The organism is Pandoraea iniqua, assembly GCF_902459685.1.
GTDB lineage: Bacteria > Pseudomonadota > Gammaproteobacteria > Burkholderiales > Burkholderiaceae > Pandoraea > Pandoraea iniqua.
In genome coordinates this window covers 82,368-95,520 of the sequence record NZ_CABPSF010000005.1, presented here as the reverse complement: position 1 = coordinate 95,520, position 13,153 = coordinate 82,368, and the positions used below count along the sequence as shown (strand labels likewise).

The window sequence follows — 13,153 nt, the reverse complement described above, 5'->3', positions numbered from 1 at the left end:
CAAGATCATTACCGATTACACATTGGAGGAGTCACATGGCCAAGATGACCGCCGTAGAGGCCGCCGTTCGGGTGCTGGAGAAGGAAGGCATCACCACCGCGTTCGGCGTGCCGGGCGCAGCAATCAACCCGTTCTATTCGGCACTGCGCAAGGCCGGCAGCGTCGAGCACGTGCTCGCGCGCCACGTCGAAGGTGCGTCGCACATGGCCGAAGGCTATACCCGTGCAGAAGCCGGCAACATCGGCGTGTGTATCGGTACCTCGGGCCCCGCAGGCACCGACATGATCACGGGCTTGTACTCGGCACAAGCCGACTCGATCCCCATTCTGTGCATTACGGGTCAGGCACCGCGCGCCCGTCTGTACAAGGAAGATTTCCAGGCCGTCGATATCGAATCGATCGCCAAGCCGGTGACCAAGTGGGCCGTGACCGTGCGTGAGCCGGCCCTCGTGCCGCGCGTGTTCCAGCAAGCTTTCCACCTGATGCGCTCGGGCCGTCCGGGTCCGGTGCTGATCGACCTGCCGTTCGACGTGCAAGTCGCCGAGATCGAATTCGATCCCGATACGTACGAGCCGCTGCCGGTCTACAAGCCCGCTGCCACGCGCGCACAGGCTGAAAAGGCGATCCAGATGCTGCTCGCCTCGGAGCGTCCGCTGATCGTGTCGGGTGGCGGTGTGATCAACGCCGACGCCGCCGACCTGCTGGTCGAATTCGCCGAAACCGTCAACGTGCCGGTCGTGCCCACGCTCATGGGCTGGGGCACCATCGCCGACGATCACCCGCTGATGGCCGGCATGGTCGGTCTGCAAACGTCGCACCGCTTCGGCAACGCGACGATGCTCGCCTCGGACTTCGTGATGGGCATCGGCAACCGCTGGGCCAACCGCCACACCGGCAGCGTCGACGTCTTCACCAAGGGCCGCAAGTTCGTGCACGTCGACATCGAGCCGACGCAAATCGGCCGCGTGTTCGGCCCGGACTACGGCATCGTCTCCGATGCGAAGGCTGCGCTCACGCTGTTCGTCGAAGTGGCCAAGGAACTGAAGGCTGCCGGGCGTCTGCCGGACCGCTCGCAGTGGGTCGCCGACTGCCAGAAGCGCAAGCGCACGATGCTGCGCCGCTCCGACTTCGATCAGGTGCCGATCAAGCCGCAACGCGTGTATCAGGAAATGAACGCCTTCTTCGGCCGCGACGTGCGTTACGTCTCGACCATCGGCCTGTCGCAAATTGCGGCCGCACAGTTCCTGCACGTGAACAAGCCGCGTCACTGGGTCAACTGCGGTCAGGCCGGCCCGCTGGGCTGGACCGTGCCGGCAGCGATCGGTGTGAAGGTGGCGTCGCCGTCGTCGGACGTGGTGGCCATTTCGGGTGACTACGACTTCCAGTTCATGATCGAAGAGCTGGCCGTGGCAGCCCAGTTCAAGGTGCCGTACATCCACGTCGTGGTGAACAACTCGTATCTGGGTCTGATCCGTCAGGCACAGCGCAACTTCGACATGGATTACTGCGTGCAGCTCGCGTTCGAAAACGTGAACTCGCCGGAATTGAACGGCTACGGCGTCGATCACGTGAAGGTTGCCGAAGGTCTCGGCGTGAAGGCCATCCGCGTGCATCAGCCGAACGACATCCAGCCCGCTTTCGAACAGGCCCGCAAGCTGATGGCCGAGTTCTCGGTGCCGGTGATCGTGGAAGTGATTCTGGAGCGCGTGACCAACATTGCGATGGGCACCGAAATCAACAACGTCAATGAGTTCGAAGAAATCATCGACGTCGTGGAAGAAGACAACAGCGCAGTGACGGCGTAAGCCGCCCGCCTGTGACGGTTTGCGGGGCGTGTGCGTCCCCTCCGATGAGACCTAGACCCCCTTATCGGCCCAGCACGCGCCCTGCAATCCCTGCATGACCCGTGTTACCCGCATTACCCCGTATCACCCGAATCACCCTGAATCGAATCGTCGAAACCAACCCCCTATAAGAAAGAGAGGAGTCAGCGCAATGACGAAATTTGCCGCCAATCTGACCATGCTGTTCAACGAGGTGCCGTTCCTCGACCGCTTCAAGGCGGCCGCCGCAGCGGGTTTTCGTGGCGTGGAGTTCCTGTTTCCGTACGCGTTCCATCGCGACCAGATCGCCGACAAACTGAACCAGTACCAGCTCGATCTGGTGCTGCACAACCTGCCGGCCGGCAACTGGGATGCGGGTGAGCGCGGTATCGCGATCTTCCCCGAGCGCATCGCCGAGTTCCGCGACGGTGTGGGCGAAGCCATCACCTACGCCAAGGCGCTGGGCGTGAAGCAACTGAATTGCCTCGTGGGCAAGCAAGGTGCCGATCTGTCGACCGACATCGCCCGCGAAACGCTCGTCGGCAACCTGCGCTTTGCCGCCGATGCGCTCAAGGCCGAAGGCATCCGCCTGCTGGTCGAGCCGATCAACACGTACGACATCCCGGGCTTCTTCGTGAACCGCACGAAGCAGGCGCTGGAGATTTTCGACGACGTGGGCTCGGACAACCTGTTCTTGCAGTACGACATCTATCACATGCAACGCATGGAAGGTGAGCTCGCCAAGACCATCGAGACGAATCTGGCGCGCATCGCTCACGTGCAACTGGCCGACAATCCGGGCCGCAACGAACCGGGCACGGGCGAGATCAACTACGCCTACCTGTTCGCCCTGCTCGATCGCATCGGCTACACCGGCTGGATCGGCTGCGAGTACAAGCCCGCCACCACCACGACCGACGGTCTGGGTTGGTTCAAGGCGGCGGGCCTGCGCGAAGCGGCGTAAGTTCGACGCCCCTTCACGCGAGCAAACACGCAAGCAAGCAAAAGACAAGCACGACACAAGCAAGGCTGCTGACGGCGTTTCGACGAGGAAGGGCCCCGCCGGCCGCATGCAGGGGGCATGCGGCCGGAGCACGGGGACACGGGCACACGTGCAATGACGGCCCGCCTCGCTGACCGGTACCCGCAGCGGCAGCCGCAGCGACAACATTCAAACTTTGGCAACAAGGAGTCTCGAAATGGCACAACTCGGTTTTATTGGTCTGGGCATCATGGGCGCGCCGATGGCGAAGCATCTGCAAAACGCCGGTCACAAGCTGTTCCTGTACGAGCGCCGCACGCCCCCGCAAGACCTGATCGACGGTCAGGCCACGTGCTGCACGTCGGCCAAGGAAGTCGCCAAGCGTGCCGACATCATCTTCGTGATGGTGCCGGACACCCCCGACGTCGGTAACGTGCTGTTCGGTGAAGACGGTCTGGCCGAAGGCCTGTCGGCCGGCAAGATCGTGGTCGACATGAGCTCGATCTCGCCGATCGAAACGAAGGAATACGCCAAGAAGATCAAGGCGCTGGGCTGCGAATACCTCGACGCGCCGGTCTCGGGCGGCGAAGTCGGCGCCAAGGCCGCCTCGCTGTCGATCATGGTCGGTGGCTCGCAAGCCGCGTTCGACGATGTGAAGCCGTTCTTCGAACTGATGGGCAAGAACATCACGCTCGTGGGCGAGAGCGGTGCCGGTCAGACCTGCAAGGTTGCCAACCAGATCGTCGTCGCACTCACCATCGAAGCCGTGGGCGAAGCCCTGCTGTTCGCGTCGAAGGCCGGTGCCGACCCCGCCAAGGTGCGTGAAGCCCTGATGGGCGGCTTCGCCTCGTCGCGCATTCTGGAAGTGCACGGCGAGCGCATGGTCAAGCGCAACTTCGAGCCGGGCTTCCGTATCTCGCTGCACCAGAAGGACCTGAATCTGGCGCTGCAAAGTGCGAAGGCCCTCGGCGTGTCGCTGCCCAACACGGCCACGTGCCAAGAGCTGTTCAACGCGTGTGCTGCCAACGGCGGCGCAAGCTGGGATCACTCGGGTATGGTGCGCGCGCTGGAACTGCTCTCCAACCACACGGTTGCCTGAGCGCAGTCTGCCAATCTCACGCCCTGCCCTCGGGCGGGGTGTGATTCATCGGGTAGTTCGCGAGAAGATGAAGAAGCGGCCGCCACAGGCTGCCAGCATGACCAGCAGGTCTAGTCAGGGGAGGTGAATGCGTCACACCACGCGAGTGGCGCATCGCTGAAACGGTAACGGCGCGAGTCACATGACTGGCGCCGTATTTTTTTGCCCGTGTTCGCCGTGACGATCACGTCACGATCCCACCGCGATCAATACTCGTCGAACAGACTCTGCAAGCGATCGCGCGGCACACCGGCCTGCAAGGCCAGCATCAGCAGCACGCGTGCCTTGTACGGATGCAGATTGCCTGCACTCACGAAACCGTACTGATCGTCGGGCGCCGCACCGTTATGCATCACGTGGCCACTGCCGACACGCGCAGCGCGCACCACTGCCACGCCCCGCTGCACGGCCTCGGCAAGTGACTGTTGCAGCAGCGAATGCAGCGAGCCGTTGCCCGTGCCTGCCACCACGATACCCTGCACGCCCGCCTCGACCAGCGCGTCGACGGCAATGCGCGAAACCCCCGCATAGCTCGACACCACTTCCACCGCCGGCAATTCACCCGACAGACCGACGAACTCGCTTTCGACCGTGTGGTATTGCAGCGCAGCACGTTGGAAGGCGACGCGCTCGTCCTGCACCCAGCCGAGCACACCGATTTCCGGCGACAGGAAAGCATCCACCGCATACGTGCTCGTCTTGATAACGTCGCGCGCGCAGTGAATCTGATTATTGATGGCGACCAGTACGCCGCGCCCCGCCGAAATCGGATCGGTGGCAACACGTACGGCATTGAGCAAATTGAGCGGACCATCGGCAGACAGTGCCGTCGCCGGACGCATGGCGGCCGTAATCACTACCGGCTTGCGGCTGTTGACCGTCAGATGCAGGTAGTACGCGGTCTCTTCGAGCGTATCGGTGCCGTGGGTAATCACGGCCCCGGCAACGTCGGGCTGCGAGAGCAACGCGTTCAGGCGTGCGGCGAGCTTCTGCCACAGCGAACAGCTCATGTCCTTGCTGTCGATCTGCGCGACTTGCTCGGCATGAATATGCGCAATGCTGCCCAGCGCCGGCACAGCCGCGAGCAGGTCCTGTACACCGAGCGCACCTGCCTGATAACCGGCCGTACGCGTGGCGTCAGCGGCGCTGCCTGCGATCGTGCCGCCCGTGGCGAGCAGCACAATGCGCGGCAATTCGCCGGCGGACACGGTGTAATGAGGGGTCGGATTAAACGAGGTCAAAGTCATGCCAGCGATTGTATCGAATCCTGCTCAGGTTCCCAATCGCGGAAAACCCATCGGGCGGCGTGCCCCGGCACACGGGGCACGCGCGCCGGGGGAATTTTGATCTCAGGCCGCAAACTCCAGCGCTTCGCGCAGTTGCGTCGAGATTTCCTGCTCTTTAAGTGCGGGTGCCAGCATCTCGATGAAGCGGTACGCATACGAGCGCAGGAACGCGCCGCGACGCAGGCCGATACGCGTGGTGCTCGGCTCGAACGCGTTGTCGAGTTCGAGCACGGCCAGATCCTGATCCTTGCGCGGATCGACCGCCATCGCCGCGACGATGCCAATGCCCAGCCCGATCTCGACGTACGTCTTGATGACGTCCGTATCCAGTGCGGTGAGCACGATGTCCGGCACCAGACCTTGGTCGGCAAACGCCTTGTCCACGTGCGAGCGGCCGGTGAAATCGCCGTCGTACGTGATGATCGGATATTCGGCAATGTCAGCCAGCGTCACGCTCTCACGGCCCACCAGCGGGTGGTCCTTCGGCACCACGGCCACGTGATGCCACGAGTAGCACGGGAACGTCACGATATCGGGGAAGCGATCGAGCGCTTCGGTGGTGATGCCGATATCGGCTTCACCGTCGATGACCATTTGCGCGATCTGGCGCGGGCTGCCCTGACGCAGGGCCAGATGCACCTTCGGATACACGCTGGTGAATTGCTTGATGACCTGCGGCAGCGCATAGCGTGCCTGCGTGTGGGTGGTGGCCACCACCAGATGCCCACTGTCCTGATCGGCGAACTGACGCGCCACGCGGCGCAGGTTCTCTGCGTCGAGCAGCATGCGCTCGATCAGTTGCAGCACGGCCTTGCCCGGTTCGGTAAGGCCCGTGAGACGCTTGCCGCGACGAACGAACACGTCGACGCCGAGTTCATCTTCAAGGTCCTTGATCTGCTTGCTCACGCCCGACTGCGAGGTGTAAAGCGCACTCGCGGCTTCGGTCAGGTTCAGGTTTTGCCGTACGGCTTCGCGCACGTAGCGCAATTGCTGGAAATTCATGGTGTCACTCCGCCCTATCGCTTGTCTGTTACATCTACCTAGTACGTCTTGTCTTTAACGGCTTATCGATTTTCTGTGCGCTGTCCCAAGTGCTGCCGGCGTCCCGTTGCCGGGTACGTTCATGCCTGCGCAGAGAACACGCGCAACTGACGCGGCACGGCGCGCAGCGGTTCGCCCGCCGTTGCCCCCAACGCCTGCCAGCCCGAGCGCGTGAGTTCCGCTTCCCAGACCGCATCGCCCGGGGCTGCCAGCTCCACACGCACGGTGCCGCCCAGCGGAATCGCGCGGCGCACCGACACGTCGATGCCCGGCCCGCCATCGTGCGCCGGCAGCAATGCGAGTTCGTGCGGACGCACGTAGGCAATCGCACGGCCGTCCTGCGGCAGTGCCGGCAGATCGTCCTTGGCTACCGTCACGCGATACGCGCCGGCATCCGCAATGAAGTCATGCGTCTGCAACTGCCCCGACAGGCGGTTTGCTGCACCGAGGAATTCGTAGACGAAGGCACTTTCGGGCGTGTCGTACACGTCTTGCGGCGCGCCGATCTGCTCGACCTTGCCGCGGTTCATCAACACGATGCGGTCGGCCACTTCCAGTGCTTCTTCCTGATCGTGCGTCACGAAAATCGTCGTGATGTGCAGCTCGTCGTGCAGGCGGCGCAACCAGCTGCGCAGTTCCTTGCGCACCTTGGCGTCGAGCGCGCCGAACGGCTCGTCGAGCAGCAGCACCTTCGGTTCGACCGCCAGCGCACGGGCCAGCGCGATACGCTGGCGCTGCCCGCCGGAGAGTTCTGCCGGGTAGTGATCGGCCAGCCAGTCGAGTTGCACGAGGCCGAGCAGCTCATGCACTTTGGTACGAATCTGCGCGTCCGAGGGACGGTCGCGGCGCGACTTCACGCGCAGGCCGAACGCCACATTCTCGAACACCGTCATATGACGGAACAGCGCGTAATGCTGGAACACGAAACCGACCTGACGCTCGCGGGTGCCCACGCTCGCCACGTCTTCGCCGTTGAGCACGACGCGCCCGGCATCGGCAAACTCGAGGCCGGCCACGATGCGCAGCAGCGTGGTCTTGCCGCAACCGGACGGCCCGAGCAACGCCACCAGCTCGCCCGTGGGAAATTCGAGACTCACGTCGTCGAGCGCCGCGAAATCGCCGAACCGCTTCGAAACCTGTTGTACTTGAATGCTCATTTGCCTTGCTCCTCGATGCGATGGCCGCGTTGGCGGCGTTCGCGTCTGCCTTCGTGTTCGTGGGTGTTCTTGCGTATCGCTTATTGGTGGATTCAGGCGGCGGTCGCGTCGATGCGGCGCGCGGCTTTGTCCTGTGCCAGCTTGCGTTCGGCCCACAGCTTCAGGCCCAGCGTGGCCAACGCCAGCAGCGCGAGAATCGATGCCGCCGCGAACGCGCCTACCGTGTGGTAATCGTTGTATTCGATCTCCACATGCAGCGGCAGCGTGTTCGTTTCGCCGCGAATGTGGCCGGACACCACCGACACCGCGCCAAACTCGCCCATCGCCCGCGCATTACACAGAATCACGCCGTACAACAGGCCCCATTTGATCTTCGGCAGCGTCACCCGCGTGAACACCTGCCAGCCGCTGGCGCCCAACACGCGCGCCGCCTCTTCTTCTTCGCTGCCCTGCGCCTGCATCAGCGGAATCAGCTCGCGGGCCACAAACGGGAACGTCACGAATACCGTGGCCAGCACCAGCCCCGGCAGCGCGAATACGATGCGCAGGTTGTTGGCGTCGAGCCAGTCCCACAGCGGGCCCTGACGGCCGAAGATCAGCAGGAACGTCATCCCCGCGATCACCGGCGAGACCGAGAACGGCAGGTCGATGAGCGTGGTCAGCACGCTCTTGCCTTTGAATTCAAAGCGGGCGATCGCCCACGACGCCGCCACACCGAACACCAGATTCACGGGCACGGCAATCACGGCAATCAACAACGTGAGACGGATGGCCGAGAGCGCATCGTCGTTGGTCATGCCGTCCCAATAGGCACCAATGCCTTTGCCCAACGCGGTGACGAACACCGACGCGAGCGGCAATACCAGAAACAAGGCGAAAAACAGCAGCGCCAGACCGATCAACACGACCTTGACGAGCTTGGGCTCGTCGGTCGGATCGGTGCTGCGCACTTTCGGCACATGCGCAGCGGCGGCCGGGAGAGTTAGCGAATCGGACATGATCGAATCTTTCTCTGGAATCACGCGCCGCTGGCGCGCCGGCCCGAATGACGGCGTTGCAGCCACCATTGCAGGGTATTGATGAGGAGCAGCAGCACGAACGAGATCACGAGCATGACGACGGCCAGTGCCGCGGCGCCTGCATAGTCGAACTGTTCGAGCTTGGTGACGATCAGCAGCGAGGTGATTTCCGAGACCATCGGAATGTTGCCCGCGATAAAGATGACCGAACCGTACTCACCGACCGCGCGGGCAAACGCCAGTGCGAAGCCGGTCAGCAGCGCCGGCAACACGGCCGGCAGAATCACGTGACGCACGGTCTGCCAGCGCGAGGCGCCCAGACAGGCCGCCGCTTCTTCCTGCTCGCGCTCGAACTCTTCGAGCACCGGTTGCAGCGTGCGCACGACGAACGGCAAGCCGATGAACGTGAGCGCAACGAAAATACCCAGCGGCGTGAAGGCGATCTTGATGCCCAGCGGCTCGAACCAACGGCCGATCCAGCCATTCGGCGCATAGATGGCGGCAAGCACGATGCCCGCCACCGACGTCGGCAACGCGAACGGCAGATCGACCAGCGCATCGACGATGCGCTTGCCGGGGAACGTGTAGCGCACCAGCACCCACGCCAGAATGAAACCGAACACAGCGTTCAGGAGCGCCGCTGCGAGCGAGATGCCGAACGTGAGGCGATACGACGCCAGCACGCGCGGCGAACTCACGGCGGTGACAAAACTCGCCCAATCGAGCGAGCTTGCCTTGATGAAGACCATCAGCAACGGCACCAGCACGACCAGACTCAGGTACGCCACGGTGTAGCCCATCGTCAGGCCGAAGCCCGGCAATGCACTCGGCTTACGCCAGATTGGAAACAGTGCGGTACTCATGCGATGGTCCCCTTCGTTCCTTTTTTTCTGAATTACTTCTTGGTGTAGATCTGATCGAAGATGCCGCCGTCAGCGAAGTGCTTGGCCTGCGTCTTGGTCCAGCCGCCGAGATCGGCGTCCACCGTGTACAGCTTGAGCTTCGGATACTGCGACGCGTACTTCTTGGCGATTTCCGGCGAACGCGGACGATAGAAGTGCTTCGCGGCGATCTCCTGCCCTTGCGGCGAGTACAGCCATTGCAGATAGGCTTCGGCCACCTTGCGCGTGCCATGCTTGTCGACGTTCTTGTCGACCACGGCCACCGGCGGCTCGGTCAGAATCGACGAGGACGGCACCACGATGTCGAACTTGTCCGGACCGAGGTCCTTCACCGACAGCAGCGCTTCGTTTTCCCACGCGATCAGCACGTCGCCGATGCCGCGCTCGACGAAGGTCGTCGTCGCGCCGCGTGCGCCCGAGTCGAGCACGCCCACGTTCTTGTAGATCGCCTTGACGAAGTCCTGCGCCTTCTGTTCGTTACCGCCCGGTGCCTTGAGCGCGAACAGCCATGCGGCGAGGTAGTTCCAGCGGGCGCCGGCCGAGGTCTTCGGGTTCGGCGTCACGACGCTGATGCCCGGCTTGGCCAGATCGTCCCAGTCCTTGATGTTCTTGGGGTTGCCCTTGCGCACGAGCAGCACGATGGTCGACGTGTACGGCGTGGCGTTGTCCGGCAGGCGTTTCTGCCAGTCTTTGTTCACCAGACCGGCTTGTGCGAGTTCGTCGATGTCGGCAGAGATACCGAGCGTGACCACGTCGGCCGGTGCGCCATCGAGCACCGTACGGGCTTGCTTGCCCGAACCGCCGTGCGAGGCCTTCAGCGTGACCGTGTCACCCGTGGTCTGTTTGTAATGGGCTTCGAAAGCCTTGTTGTAATCGGCATAAAGCTCACGCGTCGGGTCGTACGACACGTTGAGCAGCGAAAAGCTTGCCGCTTGTGCCTGTACCGTCATGCCGACGGACAGTGCGATAGCGCCCAGTGCGGTCGCCAGTTTCTTAGCTTTCGAACCCCGTGCTGCAATGCTCATGACTTTCGCTCCTTTTTTGCTTTCGTGTGGTAGGAGGCCAGTCTAGGGGGGCGGCTAAATAATTAAAAATAATATTTTGGCTTTTGTTTATACCGGAATAAGGATTAGAGATTTTGTGCTGAGGGATGAGGGGCACCGGTTTGCGGCAGAAATCGGGGCAAATGACGGCGAAGCTCATGAAGTACTTGAAGTTTTCGCTTGCGCTTTTGGAAACACTGTATAAAAATACAGCCACCTGTGCTTCCATACAGTGATGCCATGATCAAACTTACCGCACGTCAACAGCAGGTCTACGAACTGGTTCGCCAGGCCATTGAGCGCACCGGCTTTCCGCCGACACGCGCAGAGATTGCCGCCGAGCTGGGCTTCTCTTCGGCCAATGCGGCCGAGGAACATCTGCGGGCGCTGGCGCGCAAGGGTGTGATCGAGCTTTCCGCCGGGCAATCGCGCGGCATCCGGCTCAAACGTCTCGATGAGGCGGGCGGTGTGCACCAGTTCACGCTGCCGCATATGGGGCTGATGCAACTCTCGCTGCCGCTCGTCGGGCGCGTGGCCGCAGGCAGCCCGATTCTGGCGCAGGAGCATATCGAACGCAATTTCCAGTGCGATCCGAACATGTTTGCGCGTCAGCCCGATTACCTGCTGAAAGTGCGCGGGATGTCGATGCGCGATGCCGGCATTCTCGACGGCGATTTGCTGGCCGTGCAGAAGGCTGCGGATGCGCGCGAAGGACAAATTGTCGTGGCGCGTATCGGCGACGACGTGACGGTCAAGCGCTTCCACCGCGTGAAGGGCGGCGTGGAGCTGATTGCCGAGAACCCTGACTTCGAAAACATCAACGTCAACGAAGGCAGTGGTGATTTTGCGCTGGAAGGGATCGCGGTCGGTCTGATTCGCAATAACGATCTCTAGGCGTAAGCCAAAGGCGCGCAACGACTTCACGTCGCGCGCCACTCCCTGACGATCAAGTAACGCTGATTTGCGCCGGGCTGGGTCCGGCGCCCGTGCCCTGCTGCGCCTGCGATTTGTGAAGCGATGCGACAGGACACCTCTCTCCAACCGCTATTGGAAGAAGGAAACGCATCATGGCTCGACTCTTTGGTTTGCTGCCCACGTCCCTCGGTCAACCGCGCATTCGTACGGCTACGGCCTCAGCACAGGCCCGTCTCTCTGCGGTGTATGGGTTGTCGGCCCTGTCCGGGCCGTTCGCGGCCGCACCGGCCATCGCACGCTCTTACACGGTCCCGGCGCGTGCTCGCAGCACCGCCCTGCCCCGCGTTATCGCCTCGGCGGTCAGCTCGGCCGCGCGCCGCGCCTGCCCTGCCGCACAAGCGGTCAAGGCATCGCGCAATGTGCGTGAATTGCAGACACGGCGCGACGCGCATGACGATGGGCGCGTTGATGGGCGTGACGATGTGCGTGTCTATCGCGACGTCTCGCATATCGTGATGGTCGGCAGCATCGCCGACATCTGCCGCAAACTCGATCAGGCCGTCGGCGAACAGTTTTGTCAGGCAGCGGTGTAAGCGGCGCCGGATGTAGTGGCGTTTGGTGTGGCGTCTGGTGTGGCGTCTTTCACTCGCCCAGCGTTGCCAACGGGTGATCGGCACCACCACGCTCGCCATCGAAGAACCGGGCAACGTCTGACGGTTTGACGTCTTCGATGCGGGCGTGTTGCCAGCGCGGTGCGTGGTCCTTATCGACCACGAGCGCGCGAATGCCCTCAACGCCTTCGGCCCCCGTGCGCCCGTCCAGATTGAACACGCAGCGCATCATCAGCCATTCTTCCCGCAGGTCTTCCGCCAGCGACAATTTGCGCGCACGCCGCACTTGCTCCAGCGTGACGCACACCATCAGCGGCGAGCGCTTGTTACGCAGCAGGTCCTCGGTTTCTTGCGCCCAGCCGGCGTATTCGCAACGCGCCTCACGCGCCAGCGAATGCAGAATTGCCGTGGCGTCGGCATGCCCGAAGTGCGCGTCGATGACATCGCGCAACGCGGCCAACTTGCCTTGAGCCAGCCCTGCCGGCGGCAAGCTTTCGCGCGCGAAATTGCGGGCCGCATTCAGCACGGCGTCGCTATCCTCCCAATCCCCCGTTGCCAGTTGCTCGCATAGCGCAGGCAGCGACGCGCACGGCATCACCACGTCGGCCAAACCGATCTCGCAGGCGTCGACAGCACCGAACACCGTGCCCGTCATGCCGAGATACTCACCAAGGTGCCCCGCAAGATTCGCGAGGAAGAACCCGCCGCCGACGTCGGGGAACAGGCCGATGGCCGTCTCCGGCATCGCCATGCGCGTGGCTTCCGTGACGATGCGCAACGCCGCACCTTGCGAGATCCCCATACCCCCGCCCATCACCACGCCATCCATCAACGCGATGTACGGCTTAGGATAAGTGGCGATGGTGTAGTTCAGCGTGTATTCGTCGGTGAAGAAATCCATGATGCCCGCCGTCGCTTCGCCGCCGCGGCTGACGACTTCATGGAAATAGCGGATGTCGCCGCCGGCACACAAACCCTTCTCGCCTTCCCCTTGCAACACGACGCCCAGCACCTGCGGATCGTCGCGCCAGACATGCAAAGCGCTGGCGATCGCACGAATCATGTCGTGCGAGAGTGCGTTGAGCGCCTTCGGGCGCGCGAGCGTGATGAAACCGATACGGCCACGAATCTCAGTGCGAACAAACTCAGTCATGTCGAATAGCTAGATCGAGGGGGGTGATATGAAGTGGGAACGTACTCAGGCGAACCGGCCGAGTCGAAAACGCACGGGCGCGC

12 protein-coding genes are annotated in these 13,153 nt (G+C 62.8%); 5 read left to right on the top strand and 7 right to left on the bottom strand.

Annotated elements, in window-relative coordinates; genetic code table 11:
• Positions 1-35: 35 nt before the first annotated feature.
• The 3 genes from gcl (at position 36) to glxR (ending at position 3,904) form a co-directional block, all read left to right on the top strand.
• Positions 36-1,805, top strand: a complete 1,770-nt coding sequence (gene gcl / locus PIN31009_RS18120; RefSeq protein ID WP_087688852.1) for a glyoxylate carboligase — start codon at positions 36-38, stop codon at positions 1,803-1,805.
• Between the two features lie 190 nt (positions 1,806-1,995).
• Positions 1,996-2,787 carry a hydroxypyruvate isomerase gene (gene hyi / locus PIN31009_RS18115; RefSeq protein WP_150791190.1) on the top strand — a complete coding sequence of 264 codons (792 nt, stop codon included), beginning with the start codon at positions 1,996-1,998 and terminating at the stop codon, positions 2,785-2,787.
• A gap of 214 nt (positions 2,788-3,001) precedes the next feature.
• The gene (glxR, locus tag PIN31009_RS18110) at positions 3,002-3,904 is read left to right on the top strand and encodes a 2-hydroxy-3-oxopropionate reductase (RefSeq protein WP_281355880.1); all 903 of its coding nucleotides are present in this window, start codon (positions 3,002-3,004) and stop codon (positions 3,902-3,904) included.
• Between the two features lie 245 nt (positions 3,905-4,149).
• On the opposite strand, the gene PIN31009_RS18105 is transcribed toward glxR, so the two are convergent.
• The 6 genes from PIN31009_RS18105 to PIN31009_RS18080 form a co-directional block, all read right to left on the bottom strand.
• Positions 4,150-5,190, bottom strand: coding sequence for an asparaginase (locus PIN31009_RS18105; RefSeq protein WP_150791188.1), 1,041 nt, complete (start codon positions 5,188-5,190; stop codon positions 4,150-4,152).
• Positions 5,191-5,292: 102 nt separating this feature from the next.
• A complete protein-coding gene (locus PIN31009_RS18100) occupies positions 5,293-6,231 on the bottom strand; it encodes a CysB family HTH-type transcriptional regulator (protein WP_058379051.1) in 939 nt (312 codons plus the stop codon).
• Between the two features lie 119 nt (positions 6,232-6,350).
• On the bottom strand, positions 6,351-7,427 hold the full coding sequence (locus tag PIN31009_RS18095) for a sulfate/molybdate ABC transporter ATP-binding protein (protein WP_058379052.1): 1,077 nt from the start codon (positions 7,425-7,427) through the stop codon (positions 6,351-6,353).
• 92 nt (positions 7,428-7,519) lie between these two features.
• On the bottom strand, positions 7,520-8,425 hold the full coding sequence (cysW, locus tag PIN31009_RS18090) for a sulfate ABC transporter permease subunit CysW (protein ID WP_150791187.1): 906 nt from the start codon (positions 8,423-8,425) through the stop codon (positions 7,520-7,522).
• A gap of 20 nt (positions 8,426-8,445) precedes the next feature.
• Positions 8,446-9,309, bottom strand: coding sequence for a sulfate ABC transporter permease subunit CysT (gene cysT, locus PIN31009_RS18085; protein WP_058379053.1), 864 nt, complete (start codon positions 9,307-9,309; stop codon positions 8,446-8,448).
• Between the two features lie 32 nt (positions 9,310-9,341).
• Complete coding sequence (locus PIN31009_RS18080; protein ID WP_087688857.1) at positions 9,342-10,373, bottom strand: sulfate ABC transporter substrate-binding protein; 1,032 nt, start codon at positions 10,371-10,373, stop codon at positions 9,342-9,344.
• Between the two features lie 258 nt (positions 10,374-10,631).
• Here PIN31009_RS18080 and lexA point away from each other — a divergent pair, with 258 nt between their 5' ends.
• Both lexA and PIN31009_RS18070 read left to right on the top strand, forming a co-directional pair.
• Positions 10,632-11,285, top strand: coding sequence for a transcriptional repressor LexA (lexA, locus tag PIN31009_RS18075; protein ID WP_058379055.1), 654 nt, complete (start codon positions 10,632-10,634; stop codon positions 11,283-11,285).
• Positions 11,286-11,458: 173 nt separating this feature from the next.
• Positions 11,459-11,899, top strand: coding sequence for a hypothetical protein (locus tag PIN31009_RS18070; RefSeq protein ID WP_150791186.1), 441 nt, complete (start codon positions 11,459-11,461; stop codon positions 11,897-11,899).
• 49 nt (positions 11,900-11,948) lie between these two features.
• On the opposite strand, the gene PIN31009_RS18065 is transcribed toward PIN31009_RS18070, so the two are convergent.
• The gene (locus PIN31009_RS18065; protein ID WP_150791185.1) at positions 11,949-13,070 is read right to left on the bottom strand and encodes an enoyl-CoA hydratase/isomerase family protein; all 1,122 of its coding nucleotides are present in this window, start codon (positions 13,068-13,070) and stop codon (positions 11,949-11,951) included.
• Positions 13,071-13,153 lie beyond the last annotated feature (83 nt).

Bases quoted from the DNA above. Each gene is read 5' to 3' on its own strand.
- gcl (WP_087688852.1), top strand. From the start codon at position 36: ATGGCCAAGATGACCGCCGTAGAGGCCGCCGTTCGGGTGCTGGAGAAG.
- hyi (WP_150791190.1), top strand. From the start codon at position 1,996: ATGACGAAATTTGCCGCCAATCTGACCATGCTGTTCAACGAGGTGCCG.
- PIN31009_RS18105 (WP_150791188.1), bottom strand. From the start codon at position 5,190: ATGACTTTGACCTCGTTTAATCCGACCCCTCATTACACCGTGTCCGCC.
- PIN31009_RS18100 (WP_058379051.1), bottom strand. From the start codon at position 6,231: ATGAATTTCCAGCAATTGCGCTACGTGCGCGAAGCCGTACGGCAAAAC.
- PIN31009_RS18095 (WP_058379052.1), bottom strand. From the start codon at position 7,427: ATGAGCATTCAAGTACAACAGGTTTCGAAGCGGTTCGGCGATTTCGCG.
- cysW (WP_150791187.1), bottom strand. From the start codon at position 8,425: ATGTCCGATTCGCTAACTCTCCCGGCCGCCGCTGCGCATGTGCCGAAA.
- cysT (WP_058379053.1), bottom strand. From the start codon at position 9,309: ATGAGTACCGCACTGTTTCCAATCTGGCGTAAGCCGAGTGCATTGCCG.
- PIN31009_RS18080 (WP_087688857.1), bottom strand. From the start codon at position 10,373: ATGAGCATTGCAGCACGGGGTTCGAAAGCTAAGAAACTGGCGACCGCA.
- lexA (WP_058379055.1), top strand. From the start codon at position 10,632: ATGATCAAACTTACCGCACGTCAACAGCAGGTCTACGAACTGGTTCGC.
- PIN31009_RS18070 (WP_150791186.1), top strand. From the start codon at position 11,459: ATGGCTCGACTCTTTGGTTTGCTGCCCACGTCCCTCGGTCAACCGCGC.
- PIN31009_RS18065 (WP_150791185.1), bottom strand. From the start codon at position 13,070: ATGACTGAGTTTGTTCGCACTGAGATTCGTGGCCGTATCGGTTTCATC.